Source organism: Aureimonas sp. OT7, assembly GCF_014844055.1.
Taxonomy (GTDB): Bacteria; Pseudomonadota; Alphaproteobacteria; order Rhizobiales; family Rhizobiaceae; genus Aureimonas; species Aureimonas altamirensis_A.
Window position 1 is genome coordinate 3,584,258 of record NZ_CP062167.1, and the last position, 20,740, is coordinate 3,604,997.

The 20,740-nt window shown below is 66.6% G+C and carries 22 protein-coding genes and 1 pseudogene; 10 read left to right on the plus strand and 13 right to left on the minus strand.

Annotated features, from left to right (window positions below; translation table 11 throughout):
• Nucleotides 1-20: 20 nt before the first annotated feature.
• Together IGS74_RS17130 and IGS74_RS17135 are read left to right on the plus strand one after the other, a co-directional pair.
• Complete coding sequence (locus IGS74_RS17130; RefSeq protein WP_246722655.1) at nucleotides 21-1,883, plus strand: glycoside hydrolase family 15 protein; 1,863 nt, start codon at nucleotides 21-23, stop codon at nucleotides 1,881-1,883.
• A complete protein-coding gene (locus tag IGS74_RS17135) occupies nucleotides 1,870-2,685 on the plus strand; it encodes an SDR family oxidoreductase (RefSeq protein WP_192387700.1) in 816 nt (271 codons plus the stop codon). The genes IGS74_RS17130 and IGS74_RS17135 overlap by 14 nt, the downstream gene beginning before the upstream one ends.
• A 35-nt stretch (nucleotides 2,686-2,720) precedes the next feature.
• Here IGS74_RS17135 and IGS74_RS17140 read toward each other — a convergent pair whose 3' ends face one another.
• On the minus strand, nucleotides 2,721-3,419 hold the full coding sequence (locus tag IGS74_RS17140; protein ID WP_039191580.1) for a DUF1013 domain-containing protein: 699 nt from the start codon (nucleotides 3,417-3,419) through the stop codon (nucleotides 2,721-2,723).
• Between the two features lie 134 nt (nucleotides 3,420-3,553).
• Nucleotides 3,554-4,546, minus strand: a complete 993-nt coding sequence (locus IGS74_RS17145; protein ID WP_192391864.1) for an NAD(P)H-quinone oxidoreductase — start codon at nucleotides 4,544-4,546, stop codon at nucleotides 3,554-3,556.
• Nucleotides 4,547-4,719: 173 nt separating this feature from the next.
• Between IGS74_RS17145 and IGS74_RS17150 the strand changes: the two genes are divergently transcribed.
• A complete protein-coding gene (locus IGS74_RS17150; RefSeq protein WP_052194800.1) occupies nucleotides 4,720-5,244 on the plus strand; it encodes a DUF1465 family protein in 525 nt (174 codons plus the stop codon).
• Between the two features lie 209 nt (nucleotides 5,245-5,453).
• On the opposite strand, the gene rpmE is transcribed toward IGS74_RS17150, so the two are convergent.
• A complete protein-coding gene (gene rpmE, locus IGS74_RS17155) occupies nucleotides 5,454-5,675 on the minus strand; it encodes a 50S ribosomal protein L31 (RefSeq protein ID WP_039191578.1) in 222 nt (73 codons plus the stop codon).
• 167 nt (nucleotides 5,676-5,842) lie between these two features.
• On the opposite strand from rpmE, the gene IGS74_RS17160 reads away from it, so the two are divergent.
• Both IGS74_RS17160 and IGS74_RS17165 read left to right on the plus strand, forming a co-directional pair.
• Entirely contained in the window at nucleotides 5,843-7,648 is a 1,806-nt protein-coding gene (locus tag IGS74_RS17160; RefSeq protein ID WP_192387702.1) for an ABC transporter transmembrane domain-containing protein, read from the plus strand.
• 81 nt (nucleotides 7,649-7,729) lie between these two features.
• Nucleotides 7,730-8,131: a hypothetical protein gene (locus IGS74_RS17165; RefSeq protein ID WP_192387704.1), complete on the plus strand. Its 402-nt coding sequence runs from the start codon at nucleotides 7,730-7,732 to the stop codon at nucleotides 8,129-8,131.
• Nucleotides 8,132-8,149: 18 nt separating this feature from the next.
• Here IGS74_RS17165 and IGS74_RS17170 read toward each other — a convergent pair.
• The 7 genes and pseudogenes from IGS74_RS17170 to nikR all read right to left on the minus strand — a co-directional run.
• Nucleotides 8,150-8,326, minus strand: a pseudogene (locus tag IGS74_RS17170) (plasmid stabilization protein); the annotation flags it as partial.
• Between the two features lie 65 nt (nucleotides 8,327-8,391).
• Entirely contained in the window at nucleotides 8,392-9,147 is a 756-nt protein-coding gene (locus IGS74_RS17175; RefSeq protein WP_192387706.1) for an ABC transporter permease, read from the minus strand.
• On the minus strand, nucleotides 9,144-10,082 hold the full coding sequence (locus IGS74_RS17180) for an ABC transporter ATP-binding protein (RefSeq protein WP_192387708.1): 939 nt from the start codon (nucleotides 10,080-10,082) through the stop codon (nucleotides 9,144-9,146). The genes IGS74_RS17175 and IGS74_RS17180 overlap by 4 nt, the downstream gene beginning before the upstream one ends.
• Nucleotides 10,079-11,200 carry an ABC transporter permease gene (locus IGS74_RS17185; protein WP_192391865.1) on the minus strand — a complete coding sequence of 374 codons (1,122 nt, stop codon included), beginning with the start codon at nucleotides 11,198-11,200 and terminating at the stop codon, nucleotides 10,079-10,081. The genes IGS74_RS17180 and IGS74_RS17185 overlap by 4 nt, the downstream gene beginning before the upstream one ends.
• Before the next feature lie 60 nt (nucleotides 11,201-11,260).
• Nucleotides 11,261-12,172: an ABC transporter substrate-binding protein gene (locus IGS74_RS17190; protein ID WP_192387710.1), complete on the minus strand. Its 912-nt coding sequence runs from the start codon at nucleotides 12,170-12,172 to the stop codon at nucleotides 11,261-11,263.
• Between the two features lie 74 nt (nucleotides 12,173-12,246).
• Nucleotides 12,247-12,732 carry an NUDIX hydrolase gene (locus IGS74_RS17195; RefSeq protein WP_192387712.1) on the minus strand — a complete coding sequence of 162 codons (486 nt, stop codon included), beginning with the start codon at nucleotides 12,730-12,732 and terminating at the stop codon, nucleotides 12,247-12,249.
• A complete protein-coding gene (gene nikR / locus IGS74_RS17200; RefSeq protein ID WP_192387714.1) occupies nucleotides 12,725-13,150 on the minus strand; it encodes a nickel-responsive transcriptional regulator NikR in 426 nt (141 codons plus the stop codon). Before nikR ends, IGS74_RS17195 begins: the two co-directional genes overlap by 8 nt.
• 100 nt (nucleotides 13,151-13,250) lie before the next feature.
• Here nikR and IGS74_RS17205 point away from each other — a divergent pair, with 100 nt between their 5' ends.
• The 5 genes from IGS74_RS17205 to IGS74_RS17225 are packed head-to-tail and all read left to right on the plus strand — an operon-like array spanning nucleotide 13,251 to nucleotide 17,964.
• Nucleotides 13,251-14,819, plus strand: coding sequence for an ABC transporter substrate-binding protein (locus IGS74_RS17205; RefSeq protein ID WP_192387716.1), 1,569 nt, complete (start codon nucleotides 13,251-13,253; stop codon nucleotides 14,817-14,819).
• Nucleotides 14,816-15,802, plus strand: a complete 987-nt coding sequence (locus IGS74_RS17210) for an ABC transporter permease (RefSeq protein ID WP_246722657.1) — start codon at nucleotides 14,816-14,818, stop codon at nucleotides 15,800-15,802. The genes IGS74_RS17205 and IGS74_RS17210 overlap by 4 nt, the downstream gene beginning before the upstream one ends.
• Nucleotides 15,799-16,605: an ABC transporter permease gene (locus tag IGS74_RS17215; RefSeq protein ID WP_192387720.1), complete on the plus strand. Its 807-nt coding sequence runs from the start codon at nucleotides 15,799-15,801 to the stop codon at nucleotides 16,603-16,605. Before IGS74_RS17210 ends, IGS74_RS17215 begins: the two co-directional genes overlap by 4 nt.
• Nucleotides 16,602-17,366: an ATP-binding cassette domain-containing protein gene (locus IGS74_RS17220; protein ID WP_192387722.1), complete on the plus strand. Its 765-nt coding sequence runs from the start codon at nucleotides 16,602-16,604 to the stop codon at nucleotides 17,364-17,366. The genes IGS74_RS17215 and IGS74_RS17220 overlap by 4 nt, the downstream gene beginning before the upstream one ends.
• Nucleotides 17,359-17,964 carry an ATP-binding cassette domain-containing protein gene (locus IGS74_RS17225; protein ID WP_192387724.1) on the plus strand — a complete coding sequence of 202 codons (606 nt, stop codon included), beginning with the start codon at nucleotides 17,359-17,361 and terminating at the stop codon, nucleotides 17,962-17,964. Before IGS74_RS17220 ends, IGS74_RS17225 begins: the two co-directional genes overlap by 8 nt.
• Here the strand turns inward: IGS74_RS17225 and IGS74_RS17230 are convergent.
• Genes IGS74_RS17230 through IGS74_RS17240 form a run of 3 tightly spaced genes read right to left on the minus strand, consistent with a single transcriptional unit; the run spans nucleotide 17,891 to nucleotide 20,510 of the window.
• Nucleotides 17,891-18,580 carry a response regulator transcription factor gene (locus IGS74_RS17230; protein ID WP_082016098.1) on the minus strand — a complete coding sequence of 230 codons (690 nt, stop codon included), beginning with the start codon at nucleotides 18,578-18,580 and terminating at the stop codon, nucleotides 17,891-17,893. The two genes, IGS74_RS17225 and IGS74_RS17230, sit on opposite strands and share 74 nt — an antisense overlap.
• A complete protein-coding gene (locus tag IGS74_RS17235) occupies nucleotides 18,577-20,025 on the minus strand; it encodes a histidine kinase (RefSeq protein WP_192387726.1) in 1,449 nt (482 codons plus the stop codon). Before IGS74_RS17235 ends, IGS74_RS17230 begins: the two co-directional genes overlap by 4 nt.
• Entirely contained in the window at nucleotides 20,022-20,510 is a 489-nt protein-coding gene (locus IGS74_RS17240) for a hypothetical protein (protein WP_192387728.1), read from the minus strand. The genes IGS74_RS17235 and IGS74_RS17240 overlap by 4 nt, the downstream gene beginning before the upstream one ends.
• Between the last annotated feature and the right edge of the window lie 230 nt (nucleotides 20,511-20,740).

The following is a 20,740-nucleotide window of genomic DNA, read 5'->3' on the forward strand; positions in this document are numbered from 1 at the left end:
CCGGCGAGATACTCCGCATCATGAACGCAGCATCCAGAGGCACCGTGCCAAACCGCATCGCAGATCATGGCGTGATCGGCGATATGCGGACGGCAGCGCTCGTGGCGGTTGACGGCACCATCGACTATTTCTGCCACCCGGACCTGGACGCGCCCAGCCTCTTCTGCAGCCTTCTGCATCCGGGCGCCGGCTTCTTCAGCCTGTGCGTGGACAATGACGGGTTCGAAACACGGCAGATCTATCTGCCCGACACCAACATCCTCCTGACGCGCTTCCTGAACGACGGGGCAATCGGCGAGGTCTCCGATTTCATGCCGACAGACGGTTCGGGCCGTATCGTGCGCCGCGCCAAGGCCGTGCTGGGCGAGGTCACTTTCGCGCTCAAGATCGTACCCCGCCCGGATTACGGGCGGATCGTGCCGGCGCTGGAATCCATCGAGAGTGGCTTTTCGGTATCGTGGACACGGGACGGCACGGACCACCGGCTCTTCTTCTACAGCGACCGTCCCATGACGATCGAAGAGGATGAGGCAACCGGCCGCTGGACCCTGAAGGAGGGCGAAACCCTTTACGTCGTCTTCTGCCCCGGCCGTGCCGAAATGCCCCGGATTGATGACGATTATGTGCGCGAGGCCTTCCGGCAGACCAGCGAGTACTGGCACGAATGGGTCGGCCTTGGCAGCTATCCTAGCAACTGGCGGGAACTCGTCGTCCGCTCGGCCCTGACGCTGAAGCTTCTGACATCGCAGAAGCACGGGTCCATTGCAGCGGCAGCCACCTTCGGCCTACCGGAGGTTCTGGGTGGAGAGCGCAACTGGGATTACCGCTACTGCTGGGTTCGCGACTCGGCTTTCACGCTCTATGCCTTTTCCCGCCTGAACTATTACGACGAGGCGGAAGCCTTCACCCATTTTCTGCTGGAGCGGATGATGGAAGAGCCGGAAGATGGCGGACCGGGCCTGCAGATCATGTATGCGATGGACGGCAACGACCATCTGCAGGAATACACCCTCGACCATATGGACGGTTTCCAGAACTCGCGCCCGGTCCGGGTGGGCAACGAGGCGTATACCCAGCGGCAGATGGACATTTTCGGCGAGTTCATGGACGCCGTCTACATTTCCACGAAGGCGCGCGGCAAGCCCACCACCAGCGCCTGGAAGAAGATGCGCCGCATGCTGGACTGGGTTGCCGCCAACTGGCACCTGCCGGACAAGGGCATCTGGGAAAGCCGCGGCGAAGACGAGGAATATCTCTCGTCTCGCCTGATGTGCTGGGTTGCGCTGGACCGCGCCATGCGCATCGCGCTGCGGCAGTCGCTCCCCTGTGACATGGAGACATGGCGCGCGGCGCGCGACACGATCCAGGAAAGCATCCTCGACGAGTTCTGGAACCCGGATATCGGCGCCTTTACCCAGGTCAAGGGTGGCGTCGCGCTGGATGCGGTTGTGCTGTTGATGCCGCTCGTACGGTTCATCAATCCGCGCGATCCGATGTGGGTATCGACGCTCAAGGCAGTCCAGGAAAACCTGGTCCATGACTGCCTCGTCCATCGTTACAACAACGCCGAAGCCAGCCATGACGGCCTGGAGGGCCGCGAAGGCTCGTTCACCATATGCTCCTTCTGGTATGTCGAGGCGCTGGCGCGGACAGGCCATGTGGCGGAAGCGCGGCTGATGTTCGAGAAGCTTCACTCCTATGCCAATCATCTCGGTCTCTATGCCGAGGAACTGTCCTCATCGGGCGATCATCTCGGCAATTTTCCGCAAGGGCTGACGCACCTGTCGCTGATCTCGGCGGCAATCTGGCTGGATCGCGCTCTCGCCGACCGCAGCGTCGGCGAGCACAGGCACCTACTGGAGGATCCTGATGGCATATCCTGACATGCTTTCGTTGAAGGGGCAGTCCGCCCTCGTCACCGGTGCCTCGTCCGGCATCGGGCGCGCCGTCGCGGTTGCGCTGGCCGAGGCCGGGGCCGATGTCGCGGTCAACTATCATGGGTCGCGGGAGGGTGCGGAACGGACGGTGGAGATGATCCACGCTCTCGGCGGCACAGCCGTCGCCATAAGGGCCGACGTCGCTTCCGAAAGCGATGTGAAGGCGCTGTACGATACGGCTGAGCAGGCGCTCGGCCCGCTGGATATCGTGGTATCCAATGCCGGCCGTCAAAAGGACGCCGCCATCGGCGATATGAGCCTGGACGCGTGGAATGCCGTCATCGCGACCAACCTGACGGGCGCATTCCTTGTCGGGCGGGAAGCCGTCCTGCGCTTCCGCAGAAAGGGCATGCGGCCCGAGGTCAGCCGGGCGCTCGGCAAGCTGATCTTCAATTCATCGGTACACGAGCGGATTCCCTGGGCCTTCCGCGTCAACTACGCGGCCTCCAAGGGGGGATTGAAGCTGCTGATGGAATCGCTGGCGCAGGAAGTTTCCCAGGAGCGGATTCGCGTCAATTCCGTCGCGCCAGGCGCCATCGCCACCGAAATCAACAGGGCCGAGCGCGAAAAGGACGATGGGGAAAAGGCGATGCTGGCGCTGATCCCCTACAAGCGGATCGGCGATCCGGACGATATCGGACGCGCCAGTGCATGGCTTGCGTCCGACGCTTCGGACTATGTCGTGGGCCAGACGCTTTTCATCGATGGCGGCATGACCCTGTATCCCGAGTTCCGGGGCGGCGGCTGACCGGCCGGCCCCGCCACCCGTTTCCGGCAGACAGCTCAGTAGCTGTCTTCCTCTTCGTCTTCCTTCGGCGCATTGCGCATCGAGCTGAGCTTGGCAAAGACGGCGGCGGCGTCCAGCTCCTCGCTGTCGGCGCCCGAACGGCCATCCTGGTAATCCTGCGTCTGGGCCGCAGCCAGCAGCCGCTCTTCCTCGTCCTGCTCCGGACGGGGCAACCCGCGCGACGCCTTCTCCACCTCCAGGTCGAGGTCGATCTGCGAGCAGAGGCCCAGCGTCACCGGGTCCATCGGCTGCAGATTGGCCGAGTTCCAGTGGGTACGTTCACGGATCTGCTCGATCGTGTGCTTGGTCGTGCCGACCAGGCGGGAAATCTGCGCGTCCTTCAATTCCGGATGGTTGCGAACCAGCCAAAGGATGGCGTTGGGGCGGTCCTGCCGCTTGGAGACCGGCGTGTAGCGCGGCCCCTTCTTCTTGGCTTCCGGCACGCGCACCTTGGGCGGCGCCAGCTTCAGGCGATAATTCTCGTCACCTTCGGCGCGCTTGATCTCCTCGCGGGTCAGCTGGCCGGTGATGATGGGGTCCATGCCCTTGATGCCCTGCGCCGACTCGCCATCCGCGATCGCCTTGATCTCGAGCGGATGCATCTTGCAGAATTCGGCGATCTGGTCGAACGACAGGGCGGTGTTGTCCACCAGCCAGACTGCGGTCGCCTTTGGCATCAGAAGCTGCTGGGCCATGGGATAAAGGTCTCCTGTTCGCCCGCTCGTCCGAGCGGGCCGTGGTCAAGCGCCACATGTAGGGAAATTCGGGCGTAGTATAGGCATCCGGTCGCCGCTCCGCAAGGAAGCGTCGGCGAATTCGGCAGCCTCCCTCACAGATCGGCGTGCTGCGCCGTGGTCAGCACGATCTTGCCGAAATGATCGGCGTCGATGGCCCGGTGTGCTTCCGCCGCCTGCTCCAGCGGGAAGGTGCGGTCGATGACGGGGCGCACCCTTCCCTCTTCCACGAGCGGCCAGACATGTGTCTCGATCGCCTGGGCGATGGCGGCCTTGAAGCCTGCGTCCCGGGCCCGCAGTGTCGACCCCGTGACTGTGATGCGACGCGCCATCAGGAGGCCGATGTCGAGCTCGGCCTTCTGGCCACGCAGGAAGGCGATCTGGACGATCCGCGCATCGGCGGCGGCCGCCTTGAGGTTCCGTGCCAGATAGTCGCCGCCCACCATATCCAGGATGACGTCGGCCCCGCGTCCGCTGGTTGCTTCGCGCACCACCTCGACGAAATCTTCCGTGTGGTAGTCCACCGCCCTGTCGGCGCCCAGATCCACCAGCCGCGCGCATTTTTCGGCGCTGCCGGCCGTCGCGACCACGCGCGCGTTGCGGGCGCGCGCCAACTGGATGGCCGTCGTGCCGATGCCGGAGGAGCCGCCGTGCACGAGCAGGGTTTCTCCGGCCATCAGGCCGCCACGCTCGATGACGTTGTGCCACACGGTGAAGAAGGTTTCCGGCATCGCCGCCGCCTCGACCATGGAGACGCCAGCCGGCACGGGCAGGACGGAGCCCGCCGGTGCCACGGCATACTCCGCGTAACCACCGCCCGGCAGAAGCGCCATGACCGGTTCTCCAACGGCGAAGCGGTCGACGCCTTCGCCGAGTTCGGCAACCGTGCCGGCCACTTCGAGGCCCGGCCATGCAGGCGCGCCGCTCGGCGGCGGATAAGCCCCCTTGCGTTGCAGGACATCGGGCCGGTTCACCCCGGCGGCCTGAACCTCGATCAGGATTTCGCCCGGGCCCGGCCGGGGCCGCGCAACCTTGGCCGCCTTCAGAACCTCGGGCCCACCGAACCCATCCAGCACGACCGCCGTCATCTCCGTCACGAACGCCACCTTCCCATCTTGTCCACAGAAGCTTAACGTGAATTAACCAAGGACATAGTCCATCCTTGCCTTATGGACAGCATCGCAGCACTTTCCGGGCCAGGTCGATGGCGATTCCGCCAGGCGGCTGCAACTTTCAACACGAGTCCGCCGTTTTCGACACCATGAACACTGGCTTCCACGACGACCCCTCTGTCCAAGGCCCGATCCGGCTTGCGGAGCGTCATGCCTGCGGTCAATCCTTCCAGAGCCTGTTCCGCGAAGGCATGGCTCTCGTGGACGAAACGGCCACCTACCTCGATGGAGAGGGCCGCCGCGACAGCGAAATTCTGAATCGTTCCGGCGCCACCCTCTATGCCGCGGAATCCATGCGGCTGACGACGCGGTTGATGCATCTGGCCTCCTGGCTGCTTCTGCAGCGCGCGGCGATCCAGGGCGAGATGTCGGCAGAACAGGTCGCGGCGGAAAAGGCGAAGGTGCGCCTGGACGGCACATCCGCGGCACAGGATTCGGCAAATTTTTCGGAATTGCCGGAGACTTTCCTGCATCTGGTGCGCCGCACCGACCGGCTTGAAGACAGGGTCCGCCAGCTCGACGCCGGCCTGACCGGGCGCACGCCCCTGCGCGAGGCGCCCCGCAACGCCGTCGCCGAGCAGATCAACCTTCTGAAGACCGCGTTCTCCTTCTAGATACCCGTTATCCTTCTAGATACCCGTTATCCTTCCAGGCCGGGTGCCTTCCCGTAACGCTATCGCTGTCGATGATTCGATCGGGTGCGTGTTGTCGCGGCCGCGCCCCTAGCGATGCCTGCCGTCACGATTGCCGCTACAGACGCAAAAGGCCCCGTCGAAGAGGTGACGGGGCCTTCTGCAGAAATCTGTACGGGAGCTTCCGAGGCTTAGATGCCCAGGCCTTCGTAGCGCTTCTTGAAGCGCGACACGCGGCCGCCACGGTCCATCAGCTGCTGATTGCCGCCCGTCCAGGCCGGATGGCTGGTCGGGTCGATGTCGAGGTTGAGCTTGTCGCCCTCGCGGCCGTAGGTGGAGCGCGTCTGGTACTCGGTACCATTGGTCATCACCACGGTAATGCTGTGGTAATCGGGATGAATCTTGGCTTTCATGCTTCCTGGTCCTTTAGGCGTCGGCAGCGCGTCATGACCTCTTGCCACCCGGTGGCGCCAAAAGGCCGGCTCCCGAAGAACCCTCGCGCAAATGCTTCCAAATTCGAGGGTGAGCCTATACATCAGCGGCCCATGGGGCACAAGGGTCCGATACAGGAGAGTTGAGCTTGGCCGAAACATCCGTGGCGCCGGGAGGGGCGAAACGTCGAAACCTGCGCCCGCTGCGCAAGCTGCTGCCGTATCTTGCCGCCAATCGCGGCCTCGTGGCCGGCGCCGTCATATTCCTCGCCCTCGCCTCTTTGACCACCCTGTCCCTGCCGCTGGCCGTGCGCCGCGTCATCGATCTCGGCTTCGACACGCCGGACACCCGCTTCGTCGATACCTATTTCGCGATGCTTGTCGTCTTGGCCGGATTGCTGGCCGTGGCCAGCGCCGGCCGCTATTATTTCGTCGTCACGCTGGGCGAGCGCGTCGTCGCCAGCCTGCGCAAGGACGTCTTCGCGCAGGTAACCCTGCTCTCCCAGGACTTCTACGACAGGACGATGTCCGGCGAAATCGTTTCGCGACTCACCGCCGACACGACACAGGTCAAATCCGCCGTCGGCTCGACGGCGTCGCTGGCCCTGCGCAACGCCATCCTGGTCACGGGTTCGCTGGCGATGATGGTGTTCACGGCGCCGGCGCTGTCATTCATCGTCATCGCGGTCATCCCGGTCATCGTGGTGCCGCTGATCGCCATCGGCCGGCAGGTTCGGCGCAAATCCCGGGCGGCCCAGGATACGCTGGCCCATGCCAGCGCCTATGCCACGGAGGCTATCGGCGCGATGCGCACGGTGCAGGCCTTCACCGCCGAGGACATGGCGACAAGGCGCTACGCGCAGGCAGTGGACGATGCATTCGAGGCCGCTCGGGGCACCATCAAGGCGCGGGCCTTTCTGACGGCCTTCGCCATCTTCCTCGTCTTCTCGTCCATCGTGGCGGTTCTGTGGATCGGCTCGCAGCAGGTCATTACCGGGGACATGACTGCGGGCACGCTGGGCCAGTTCATTCTGTACGCCGTCTTCGCCGCCAGCGCGCTCGGGCAGTTGTCCGAAGTCTGGGGCGATCTCGCGCTGGCCGCTGGCGCAACGGAGCGCCTGACCGAACTGCTGGCCGAGGAACCATCGGTGCCCGAGGCGGTTCCGGCGCTTCCCATGCCGCAACCGGCGCGCGGCGCCATCGCCTTCCACGATGTCAGCTTCGCCTATCCGGCAGGCGGCATGCCGGCCGTGTCCAGCCTTTCCTTTACGATCCGGCCGGGCGAGACGGTGGCCATCGTCGGGCCGTCCGGGGCCGGCAAATCCACCGTCTTCTCGCTCATCGAACGGTTTTACGATCCGACGTCCGGCCGCATCCAGATGGATGGCTGCGATATCAGGGCGGTCAGCCTCAATGCGCTCAGAAGTCGCATCGCGCTGGTGCCGCAGGATGTCGCGGCCTTCGCCGCCAGCATCGCCGAGAACATCGCATTCGGCCGTTCCGATGCGACGCGTGACGAGATCGAGGCGGCGGCGCGTTCGGCCATGGCGGAAGGTTTCATCCGCGACCTGCCGGACGGTTACAATACCAGGGTCGGAGAGCGCGGCGTGACGCTGTCCGGTGGCCAGAGGCAGCGGCTGGCCATCGCGCGTGCGATCCTGCGCGACGCGCCCGTGCTGCTTCTGGACGAGGCAACCTCCGCGCTCGACTCGCAGAGCGAGCGAGCCGTGCAGGAGGCGCTGGAAACCCTGATGCGCGGCCGCACCACGCTTGTCATAGCGCATCGGCTTGCGACCGTCCTGAAGGCCGATCGCATCCTGGTCATGTCCGGCGGACGCATAATCGAGGAAGGCACCCATGCCAGCCTTTCCGCTTCGGGTGGCCTCTATTCGGAGCTGGCGCGCATGCAGTTCCGCGATGCGACGGAGCGGCCATTTCGCGGCGCGGCCGAGTAGCGACCCTCATTCTCGAAGGTCTGCCGTCTGAATGCCGCAGTCTTGGATAGTATGCCCGTCGGATACGAACGACAGGGTGACATGGCGGTTTCGACCAAGCCTCTCCAATTCTGCTTGCTCATGGCTTTGCTGGCGCTAACCGCGCCGGTGCGCGCCGACGATTCGATGGCCATCGCGCGGTGCGAGGCGGGCGTGGTCGCCGCGATCCAGAACCCGTCCAGCTATCGGCGCGGCGCGGTGGAGAGCAAGCGGGAGCCCGGCTCGAAAAACTACGTGATGGTCGTCAGTTTCGAAGCCGCCAACATCTATGGCGAGCCGATCGCGGCCAAGGCCTACTGCTTCTTCCGCCAGATGCCGCCTTCCCCGCGCGAGAAGGAAAATTGCCCGGAATGCCAGGTCTACGTTCTGGATGGCCTTAGCATCGCGGGCGCTTTCCGGCCCGGCGACACCGAGGAACCGAGGATCGTATCCGGCGGGTCGTGACGTGCGTCAGGGTGCCCGCTTGCCCCTGCCCGAGCCGCCGGGCTTTTTGCCGCCCCCATCCTGCTTGTTGACGGTGGCCCAGGCGCGGCGCTCGGCTTCCTTTTCCGAAAGGCCCTTGTCTTCGTAGCCTTCGGCGATGTGCTCCGCCTTGCGTTCCTGCTTGTCGGTGTATTTCGACTTGTCGCCCTGTGGCATGACACCCTCCCCGGCCGCTGGCCTGTCGCGGATCAACGAGAGCCCATGGCAGGTGGTTCCGCCGGTCAGCCTCGCCGCCCTGCCTGGCCCATGCGTCGCGCGACGATACGCTCGGCCGAGGAAAGCAGGTCCGATAAAAGCACCGCAAGCACGGCGACGATGAGCCCGCCCTGGACGATATAGGCAAGGTTGTTGGACAACAGCCCGGCAATGATGACCTCGCCCAGCGTGCGCGCCGCCACCGTGGAGCCGATGGTGGCCGTGGCCAGCCCGATGATGACCGACAGCCGGATGCCCGCAAGGATGACCGGTAGCGCCAGCGGCAGTTCCACCCGCCAAAGCCGCTGCCAGTTGGTCATACCGGTGCCGCGTGCCGCCTCCACCACGGCGGGCGGCAGACCCGTCAGCCCCGTCATCGCATTCTCGAAGATGGGCAGGAGCCCGTAGAGAAACAACGCGATCAACGTCGGCGCTTCGCCGAAGCCCACTGCCGGCACTGCCAGCGCCAGCACCGCGACAGGCGGAAAGGTCTGGCCGATATTCACGACGCTGCGCGACAGCGGCAGAAATTCCCGGCCGCCCGGCCGTGTCACCAGGATGGCCAGCGACAGTGCCACCACGGTTGCCGCCAGGGTGGCGAGGGCGACGGTGCGCAGGTGCAGGAACGTGAGCTGCAGGAGGCTGCCTTGCGCATAGATCGCCGGCGCGCCGTTCTGCGTCAGCGGTCGCAGCAGCGGTGCGAACATCTCCGGCCGCAGCAGGAAAGCGAGGAGCAATCCCAGCAGGCAGACACGCCAGAAAAGGAGGGCAAGCCGCCTCATGCCGGACGCGCCGCCTCCGCAATCAGCCGCGCGCGGCGGATGATGCCCAGCGTCGTGCCCCCGCTGTCGGCCACCGGCGCAGTGTCACGCCCCGACCACAGAAGCTCGGCCAGCGCATCCCTGCGGCTGGCGTCGCGGGCGATGGGCGCACCGCTGGCTTCCCCCTGCTCCAAAAGATCGCCGACGCCCCTGAGCGACAGATATCGAAAGGGCCTGTCGCCGGTGCCGATGAGCCTGTCGACGAACATGTTCGCCGGCCTCGACAGGATTTCCTCGGGCGGCGCGTACTGGATCACCTTGCCGCCATCCATCACGGCGATCCGGTCGCCCAGGTGGATCGCCTCTTCCATGTCGTGGGTCACGAAGACGATCGTGGTTCCAAAGCGTTTCTGGATGGCCATCAGGTCGGCCTGGGCCTTGGTGCGGATGATGGGATCGAGCGCCCCGAAGGGCTCGTCCATCAGCAGGATATTGGGTTCCGCGGCCAGCGCCCGTGCCACGCCGACACGCTGCTGCTGTCCGCCGGACAGCTCATGCGGGTAGCGGCCGGCGAACTCCGAAGGATCGAGCTGGAACAGCTCCAGCAGTTCGGCAACGCGCGCCGCGATGCGCTCCTTGTCCCAGCCGATCAGATTGGGCACCGTCGCGATGTTTTCGGCAACCGTGCGATGCGGGAACAGGCCGTGATTCTGGATCACGTAGCCGATGCGACGACGCAGCTCGTGCGGCGGCAGGGAGCGGTTGTCCTCGCCATCGATGAGCACGGCCCCGTCCGTCGGCTCCGTCATGCGGTTGATCATCCGCATCAGGGTCGTCTTGCCGGAACCGGACGTGCCGACGATGGCCGTCACGCTGCGCGGCTGCATTGTAAAGGAAACGTCGTCCACCACGGCGACGTCGCCATAGCGCTTGGTGAGGCTGCGAAGCTCGATCATGCCCGTATTCCCGATCTTCGGTGGCTGGATGCCTCCACGGCGGCATCCAGGAGGATGGCTGCGCTGAAGGCCATGACGACGGTGGGCAGGGCACCCAGCAGGACCAGATCCATGGCGGTCTGGCCGATGCCCTGGAAAACGAAGACGCCGAGCCCGCCGCCGCCGATCAGGGCGGCGATGGTGGCCAGGCCGATATTCTGGACCAGCACGATGCGGATGCCCGTCAGGATGACAGGGAATGCCAATGGCAGTTCCACCCCGAACAGGCGCTGCCTGTCCGTCATTCCCACCCCGCGGGCGGCGTCATCCGCGTCGGCCGGTATGCTGGCAAGGCCCACCACTGTATTGGCGACGACGGGCAGCAGCGAATACAGAAACAGGGCCACGAAGGCCGGCGCCACGCCGATGCCGCGAATGCCGATGGCGTGGGCCAGCGGAACATTGGCCGCCAGCCAGCCGAGCGGCGCGATGAGAAGCCCGAACAGCGCTATGGACGGAATGGTCTGGACGATATTCAGGCCGTTCAGGATCGGCGCGCGGATGGCACCGATGCGATGGCAGAGGACACCGAGCGGAACGCCGACGATGACGGATGCGACCAGCGAGCCCAGCGCCAGCACCAGATGACGCCCGACCTCGCGCCAGAACGAATCGGCGCGGCTTCCATATTCGCGCATGAGGGAGAGCCCGTCCCACCGCCCGGACCACAGCACCAGCGCCAGCACGCCGAGCGCGCCGACAAGGATCATTAGGCGGACCACAGGGGGCGGCTTCAGGCGCGCGAGCGCGTCGGTGGCCAGCAGGGCGTAGGCGAACAGCAGCACCCAGAACCCCGACGCAGGCGACACCCGTGCGAACGTGTTTTCCGGGGGCGTCAGGTGGGCGGGGGCCATGCCGACAGCCAGGACGAGGGCAAGAAGGGCGATCAAGCTACCCGCCAGCCGCGGGACCGGGCCGGTGCGCAGCAGCGCCAATGCGCCGACGCCCACAAGGATGGCCAGCGCCACGGCGGCCGGTGCCGGCGACAGGGCATCGAGCAGCGTGCGGCCCTCGCCGGCAACGATGCGGTTGGCCCGGAAGGTGGCAAAGGGCAACGCGAACAGCGCTGCCGATACCATGCCGGCAATGACGAGACCGAGCTTGTCGAGCCTGTGCACCAAGGGCCCCGCCCCGTCCGTTTACTTCATCAGTCCCTTGGACGTCAGATACTCTTCAGCCACGGCGCGTGCGGGCTCGCCGCCCAGTTGGACGCGCCCGTTCAACTCCTGCAGCGTCGTCAGGTCGAGGCTGGCAAAAATCGGCTGCAGGATTTCGGCGAGGTTCGGATGCTCCTGCAACACCGCCTCGCGGACGATCGGCGCCGGCTGGTAAACCGGCTGCACGGCCTTGTCGTCTTCCATCACCTTCAGGCCGGACGCTGCGATACCGCCATCGGTACCGTAGACCATGGCTGCATTGACGCCGTTGGTGCCCTGCGCGGCGGCGGCGATGGTGGCGGCCGTATCGCCGCCCGAAAGGGTCAGCAGTTGATCGGGCGTCAGGGCGAACCCGTAGGTCGACTGGAAGGCCGGCAGGGCCGCCGCCGAGTTGACGAACTCGGACGATGCCGCAAGCTTGACGTCGCCGCCCCCGGCGACCCACGCGCCGAATTCGGTCAGCGTGTTGAGCGAATTCTCTTCGGCAACCGGGCCCGCCACGGCGATGCCCCATGTGTTGTTGGCCGGCGACGGGGCCAGCCAGACGATCTTGTTGGCGTCGTAGTCGAGCTGCCTGGCGGCCTCATAGGCTTTTGCGGCGTTCTTCCACGTGTCGGCCTCGCCTTCCTTGTTGAAGAAGAAGGCGGCGTTGCCCGTATACTCCGGATAGATGTCGATCTCGCCGGCGATGATCGCCTGCCGCACCACCGGCGTCCCGCCGAGCTGGAGGCGATCCGTCGTCTCGATGCCGGCATTCTGCAACGCCAGAAGGATCATGTTGCCGAGCACGCCGCCTTCGGTGTCGATCTTGGACGATACGACGACGGGCGCGGCAAGGGCCGGGCCGGCCGCCACGCTTGCGGCCAAGGCCGCTGCCATAAGAATTGAACGCATGTTTTCTGACCCTCTTGCGGCTTGCCTTGTCGGGAAACTAGGACCGTGGCCGCGATAGGGAATGGCTTCAGCCTTCAGGCCGGTTCGGGAAAGTTTTCGCGGATCTGCCGCGCAACGACGTCGTCCGCGTCCAGCCGCTGCAGCAAGGTCTGGAGTTCCGGCTCCAACACCATCAGCGCCGCCTGGGACGGCGTCACCCACACCTGCCTGCGCTGTCCCTTTTCCTTCCAGGTCGGACGCCGCCCGGCAACGATGAGCAGGTACACGTCGACGACCGCGAAGGCGAAGGCGCGCTTGCCGCGCTTCCAGTACTGGAAGCTGTCATAGGGCTTCTTGATCGTCTTGCCGACGACGCCCGCCTCTTCGATCGCCTCGATGGCGGCGGCGCGCGCCGGCGTCTTGCCCTTCATCAGATTGCCCTTGGGCAGCACCCAGCGCCGCGTCTCCCGGGACGTGATCAGGAGGACGAGCAGATTGCCGTCTTCGTCCACCCGTACGGGCAGTGCCGCAACCTGCCGCTTATCTCCCTTGCGTGCACCGCGTGATTTTTTGTCACCCATCGCTGCCGTCTTTCCCGGCCTCGACCGGAATGATCATCAACTCGCCATGGCGCACGCTGCGCTCGGCGATGACATGGTCCGCGAAATGGCGCACGGCCCGTGCCTCGCCCCTGAGGACCGACAGTTCCATGCAGGTATCGTGGTCCAGATGCACATGCATGGACGCGACCGACAGCTCGTGATGGTCGTGATAGGCATTGGTGAGCCGGCGTGACAGCTCGCGCGCATTGTGATCGTAGACATACACGAGGGCGCCCATGCACATGCCGGTTTGCGGACCCTCCACCTTGGCATCGCGCAGCCCGGCGCGCACCAGGTCGCGCACCGCCTCGGACCGGTTCTGGTAGTTCCGCTCTTCCATGATGCGGTCCAGCTCGACCATCAGATCGTCGTCGAGGGTCACCGTAACGCGCTGCATCTCCACTCCCTGCGCATCCGCGCGTATGATGTTTTTAAATAGACCTCATACATACTCAATTCTATCATCCCGGCGATTCGGGCAGTTCGGAGCATGGTTCATGCGTTTTGCCGCTTTTGTGGGGTTGGTTGCAATCTGTTGCGGGTTCTTTGCCGCTCCATCGGGCGCCGCGCCCCGCGAGGATCTGGTCCTTGCCATTGGCGGCGAGCCGGAAACCGGCTTCGACCCCGTGCTCGGATGGGGCGCGTACGGACACCCGCTGTTCCAGTCCACATTGCTGCGCCGCGATGCCGGGCTTGCCAGCCAGCCCGACCTGGCGACGCGCTGGTCCTTGTCCGAAGACAGGCTGACCTGGACGGTCACGATCCGGCCGGACGCCCGCTTCTCGGACGATACGCCGCTGACTGCCGAGGACGTCGCCTTCACCTTCAATACGGCACGGGACGCCGCCGGCGCCATCGACCTCTCCATGCTGGAGGCGGCGACGGCGGTGGATGCCGAAACGGTCACCTTCCGCCTGCGCGAGCCGGCCATCTCCTTCACCGAGTTCTTCCACACGCTCGGCATCGTACCGGCCGCATCCTACGGTCCGGGCTATGCGCGGCAACCCGTAGGATCGGGGCCGTACCGGCTCGTCTCGTGGAGCGAGGGCGAGCAGCTCATCGTCGAGCGGAACCCGCTCTATTACGGCCCGGCGCCGGCCTTCCGCCAACTGACCTTCCTGTTCACCGGCGAGGATGGTGCGCTTGCCGCCGCCCGTGCGGGGGCGGTGGACATGGCATCCGTGCCCGGCATGCTCGCCGGTGTCGTGCCGGAAGGCTTCCGTCGGCAGGAAGTCCGTTCGGTGGACAACCGGGGCATCAGCTTGCCGATGCAGGCGCCCGGCAAGACAACGCCGGACGGCCTGCCCATCGGCAATGCGGTGACGGTGGATGACGCCATCCGTCATGCGATCGACATGGGCATCGACAGGCAGGTTCTCGTCGAGGTTGCTTTGGGCGGTTTCGGCAGCCCGGCGACCGGCCCCGCCGACGGCCTGCCCTGGGGTAATGCCGACGAAGCGGTCGCCTACGATGCGCAGGCCGCCGCGCGTCTGCTGGATGAGGCCGGCTGGCTGGCCGGCACGGACGGCATACGGGTCAAGGATGGCCTGCGCGCCAGCATTCCCCTGTATTATCCCGCCGGCGACAGCACCCGGCAGATCCTGTCCGAAACGGTGGCCACCCTGGTCCGGCCACTGGGCATCGAGATGCGTCCGCAGGGCGCGCCCTGGTCGGCGATCCGCCGTGTCATGCACTCGGAGCCGGTGATGTTCGGCTTCGGCAGCCATTCGCCCTTCGAAGTCTACAGCCTGTACCACTCCTCGCTGGCCGGGCGCGGCTACATGAACCCCACCTTCTACGCCAACGCCACCGTCGACGGGCATCTCGATGCGGCCCAGGCCGCCCCCGGCATGGAGGCATCCTACCCGCACTGGCGCGCCGCGGCCTTCGACGGCGACACCGGCTACGGCTCGCGCGGGGATGCCGCCTACGCCTGGCTTGTCAACCTGACCCATGTCTATCTCGTCGGCGCATGCCTCGACATCGGCAAGGCGCAGATCGAGCCGCATGGTCATGGCTGGCCGATCACGGCAGGCATCGCGGGGTGGCGCTGGACGTGCGATTGATCGGACGGTTCGCATCGGCGTTCGCAAGGCTGATCGCGCTTCTGGCCTTTGTGGCCCTCTGCGCCTTCCTGCTGGCCAAGCTGTCGCCGATCGACCCGGTGGACGCCTATCTCGGACCCGCGATCGGCCGCGTCGGCGAGGCGCAGCGGGCCGCCATCGCAGCGGCATGGGGGTTGGACCGCCCCTGGCCCACACAGTTCCTGCTCTGGCTCGGCAATCTCCTGTCGGGCGATGCCGGCTACAGCCTGTCCTACAACGCGCCGGTCGCGGAGGTCATCGCCGCCCGGGCCGGGCCCAGCCTCGCCCTCGCCGGGACGAGCTGGCTGCTTTCCAGCCTCATCGGCTTCATGCTCGGCATCCTGGCGGGTGTCTACGAGGATACGGCGCTGGACCGCATCGTACGCGGCTGGAGTTTCGTCCTCGCCTCCACGCCCACCTTCTGGCTGGCGATCCTGATGCTGACCGTCTTTTCGGTCGGCCTCGGCTGGGCGCCTTTGTGTTGCGCCGGGCCCATCGGCGTGCGTCCGCAGGATGTGTCGCTGTCGCAGGCCCTGGCCCATCTGGCCCTGCCGCTTCTGACGCTCACCCTGTTCGGCGTTGCGCAGATCGCCCTTCATACGCGCGCCAAGGCCATCGTCATCATGCGGTCCGATCATGTCCGCTTCGCCTTCGCGCAGGGCGCGGGGCGGGTCGACATCGCAATACGCCACGTAGCCCGCAACGCGGCCCTGCCCGGGATCGCGCTCATGCTGGCATCCATCGGGGAATTGTTCGGCGGCGCGATGCTGGCCGAGCAGGTCTTCGCCTATCCGGGCCTCGGCCGGGCGGCGGTGGACGCCGGGCTGCAGGGCGACGTTCCGCTGCTGCTGGCGATCACGCTTCTGACCGCATTTGTCGTCGGCTTAGGCGGCATGGCCGCGCGCCTCGTGGCGAAGACGGTGGACCCGCGCCTTCGCAATGCGGATCTGGCAGTCGCCCCATGAACGGATCATGGATAGCCCGCTACTGGCCGCTGGCGGCACTCGTGCTGGCGGTCGCCGCACTTGCGGCGTTCGGCGGCGCCGGCCCGCTACCCGATTTCACGCGGCGCCTGATGCCCCCCTCCGTGGACGCGCCCTTCGGCACCGATGCGCTCGGCCGCGACATGCTGGCCCGCAGCCTGGCCGGGCTGTCCCTCAGCCTGCGCATCGGGCTTGCCGCGTCCCTCGCCTCCACGGCCATCGCCCTCTGCCTGACCATGGTTGCCAGCCTGCACAGGGCGGCGGGCGGGCTGGTCTCCTTCGTCACCGACGCCGTGCTGAGCCTTCCGCACCTCGTGCTGCTGGTGCTGATCGCCTTCGCATTGGGCGGTGGCGCCGACGCCGTCGTCGCCGCCGTGGCCCTGTCCCATTGGCCAAGGCTCACCCGGCTGCTGCGCCTGGAACTGGAGCAACTTCTGGCATCCGACTTCGTCGCCGCATCGAGGGCGTTCGGCCGGTCGCCGCTCCACGTGGCGGCGCGGCACGTTCTGCCGCATCTGTTGCCGCAACTGGCCGTGGGCGCCGTCCTGATGCTGCCGCATGCCATTCTGCACGAGGCCGCCCTCACCTTTCTCGGCTTCGGGCTGGAGCCGACGCGCCCTGCCATCGGCATCCTCCTGTCGGAGGCGATGCGCACCCTGAGCGCCGGCTACTGGTGGCTCGGTCTGTTTCCGGGCCTCGTGCTGGTTGCCACAGTGCTGCTTGTGGAAAGTATCGGAACCCATCTGCGGCGCCGGCTGACACCCTTGCCGGAAGCTGCCCGATGATAGAGGCGCAGGATCTGGCGATCCACATGGACGGGCGCCGCCTCGTATCCGGCGTCTCGTTTACCGTCGACCCGGGTCGGGTCCTGGCGCTGGCGGGAGAGTCCGGCATCGGCAAGTCGCTGGTCGCCGCGGCCCTCGTCGGCATGCTGCCCGGAGGCGCGCAACGCGGCGGGACGCTGTTCCTGGACGGCCAGGCGATGACCGACGCTTGCCTGCGCGCCGTCCGCGGACGGCGCATCGCCCTTGCGCCGCAACCCCTGTCGAGCCTCGACCCCTCCGCCCGGGTCGACGACCAGTTCCGCTGGGCGGCGCGCCGTGCCGGCCTGCCGCGGATGGCCCGCAAGGCGGCCGCTGCCACGTCGCTTGCGCGCCTTGGCCTGGCAGCGGAAACCTGTGATCTCTACCCGCACCATCTGTCCGGCGGCATGGCCCGCCGCGTCCTTGTCGGCATCGCCACTGTCGGCCGGCCGCAAGTCCTGATCGTGGACGAGCCGACCAGTGGCCTCGACGGGGCCTGCATCGCCCTTGTCGCCGGCGACCTCAGGCGTCTGGCATCGGATGGCTGCGCGGTCATCGTCATCACCCACGATCTCGTCTTCGCAAGCCGCGTCGCCGATGCGGTAGCCGTGCTGTCGCCGGGCGGGTTCGCCGCGCCGATGCCGGCCCTGGCCTTTACGGCGGATGGTGCGGATATTCCCGATGCACACGCGCGCCGCCTGTGGCGGGCGACCCCGGCAAACGGGATGACCGTCGATGCTTGAGGCGCACTCCATCACGGCGTCGCGCGGGGGCAGAACGCTTTTCGAGGGTATCGACCTCACTGTGCGGCCCGGCGAGATCGTCGGCCTGGCCGGTCCGTCCGGCTGTGGCAAGTCCACCCTGGGCCGCATTCTTGCCGGATTGCTGCGCCCGGTCGGGGGCGCCGTCCATATCGATGGCCGCCCCTCGCCTGTGCGCGGCCTTCGCCCCATCCAGTATGTGGCCCAGCACGCGCTGGGTGCGGTCAATCCGGCCTGGCCCATCCAGCGCATCCTGACCGAGGCGCATCGGCCATCTCCGCAGATGCTGTGCCGCTTCCGGGTCGATCCGGCCTGGGCCGGCCGGTATCCGCAATCGCTGTCCGGCGGAGAACTGCAGCGGGTGGTGCTGGTGCGCGCCCTGGCCCCCGAAGTCCGTTTTCTGGTGCTGGACGAGGCGACGGCCTCGCTGGACCCCATCACGCAGGCAGACGTGTGGCGCGCTCTGCAATCATTTTGTGCCGAGCGTGGAACCGGCATCCTTGCGATCAGCCATGACGAAGCCCTTCTGGGTCATGTCGCGGCGCGTACGGTGCACCTGCCGCTCCGGCACTTCCGGTGATGCGCACCGCCTTGGCGACCAGGTCGGGAAGCGTCTTGGCGGCAAGCTTGACCTTGAGCGAAGAGCAGGCGTTGGCCACGGTCTTGTAGCTGATGCTCAGCCCCTCCGCGATTTCGGCGTAGGAGCGGCCGGCTGCCAGAAGGCCCAGGATCTCGAGTTCGCGGTCGGTCAACCTGTCGCGGTCGGGACTGTCGGACGGTCGGTTCAGGAAGGCCACGCGCGCCGCTATGTCCGGGGGCAGATAGGGCTTTCCCTGCCGCACCGTATCGAAGGCCTCGCCGATCGTATCCGGGCTGGCGTCTTTCTGCACATAGCCCGTCGCGCCCAGGGCGAGCGCGCGCCGGACGATGACGGGATCGTCATGCATGGAAAAGATCAGGATGGGCGTGCGCCCGTCGCGCGAGCGGAAGCGTTTGATGAAGGCGAACCCGCCGAACATGTTGGGCCCGAAGGAGAGATCGAGCAGGATCACATCCGGGTTCAGCCGTCGATAGGCGCGAAACCCCTCCAGCGGCGACGACGCGCCGAACACTTCGCTGGCGCCGTAATCGGAGATGGTCTGCCGGCACCCCTGGAAAACGACGGGATGATCGTCGATGACGAGTGCCCGCGTCATGGCCGTGCACCCTTGGCGCCGCTGGTGCCGCCCGCGCGCACGGGAATGGCGATCCGGCAGATCGTCCGTCCTCCTGCTACGGCCGGCGCCGTCGCGAAGCCGCCCAGGGCTTCCACCCGTTCCGCAATTCCGATCAATCCGTACCCCTCCCTGTTCGATGCGATGGGCATCGTCCCGTCATTGGCGACGGTCGCTTCCAGCACCGCGTCGCAGGACGCGTCGCCCGGCCGCAATGCGATCGCCACGTCCACCTGCCTGGCCTTGCCGTGCTTGAGCGCGTTGAGAATGCTTTCCTGCACGAAGCGATAGACGGTCAGGTCCACCACCTCGCCAAAGGTGGCGTCTGCCGTTTCCGTCCGGCACACGAATTGCGTAGCGGGCGAGGACCGGCGAAACGAGTCCACCGCGCCCTCCACCGTGTCGCGCAGGGGCACGCCGCCCACCGACATCGGCCGCAGTCCCGCCAGAAGCCGACGTGTGGCCGATTGCAGGGTCGCGACCTCCTCGTCCAGCATGTGCAGCGGCGTCTCCAGCCCATCGCCGCCATCGGCGCGGGCGGCCTTGCGCTTCAGCATGGCAACGGCGGACCGCAGGCTGAAAAGGTGCGGGCCCAGTTCGTCATGGAGATCGTTGGCCAGGGCCCGTCGCTCGGCCTCGTGGGCGTCCAGGAGGCGGCGGGCCAGGTTGCGGTTGAGGCGCTTTTCTTCCGACAGGTGGCTCGCGAGATCGTTGAAGCCCCCCGTGACCTGGCCGAACTCGGCAAAGTCGGCGTCCTCCAGCCGCGTGTCCAGGGCCCCTTCGCGCAAGCGGTCCAGCGCGTGCTCGATGCGCCGCAGCCGCGCAAAGACAAGGTTGACCAGCAGCATCGACAGAAGCGACAGGATGGCGCCATAGAGGATGGTGACGGGCAGGATGAAGCTGAAATCCTGCCAGACCTCCGCTATCTCGTCCGCATCGTTTGCCGCCAGCGTCAAGGTGGCCGTCGATCCATCGTCCAGCGTCAGGGTGAACAAGCTGTCGATCGGCTCGATCTCGATCAGCGCGGCGAACCAGCCCGGCGCCTCTTCTTCATCGTCGCCGGCGGCGGCGGCGGCGTCGTCCGGCCCCGCAAGCGGATGCGACAGCGCGGCGCTGACATGGCGCATCTCGCCCAGTTCGCCCACCAGCCGGCGGTACGCCTCCAGCGTCCCGGCCGGGCCGATGGAGGCGATGCGCGCCTCGGCGAAGCGTTCCGCGATGGCGAAAGAAGCAGAGACCTCGGCGCGTGTCGCAAGCCGCGCGTTGACGACCATGCCGAAGGCGAGCAGCAGCCAGAGCGCGGCGCTCAACCCCACGACGCCCAGCATGATGCGGCTGCGCAACTGCGGCAGCCGCCGCACGGCGGCGTGCGTTGCGGAGGATATCGTGGGCGACAGGCTCAGCCCGCCTCCTTCGCGGACGGTCATTGTGCCACCCCGCCGGGGCCGGTGCGCCGCAGCTTCGCGACGGCCGCGCGATGGCCGAGGCCCTGACGCCTCAGGTTCAGGTAATGATGGAGGATGGTCGCGAAGGACAGGTCTCCGTCCGCGGGCGCCAGTGTCAGGAAATCGCTCAGCAGCTTGTCCATCCCATGCGCCTCGCCCATCTCCTGCAAGGTGTCCTGCGCCTGAACGAGGCGATTGGCAATCATGCGCGGAGATTCGGAGAAGCGGCCTGCCGCATGGGCCAGCAGCGCGTCGTAATCGCGGACGCGTGCGTCCTGCGGGCCGGCCTCGCGGCCGGTTTCCAGCACGGCAAGCCACTCGCCGGCGGGCCGGTCGGCGCCATAGGCCTGCCAATGGGCCTGAGCCTGCCGCTGCACAGGAGCCGTTTCCGCCACCGGTGGCTCGTCACAGGCGGCGAGCCCGCCCGAAATCAGTGCCAGCATGGCGCAGGAGACGCCATGGCTCATCCGCACACTCCAAACCTGGGCGCCCACCCGTCACAACAATTCGCAAGGACAAGCTTAAGCGCTGCATGCAAGGCGGGTAAAGCCTTCCCGCCGGATGGGACCGCCTTCCCGCTGCGATCGGGAATATTTCCCGATGACTTCATCCATCCGTATCGGGAAGTACTTCCCGGCCCGTCTGCGCAAATAGCCTAGAGACGTTCCCGGGTGCCTGTGTAACTCTTCTTTCCAAC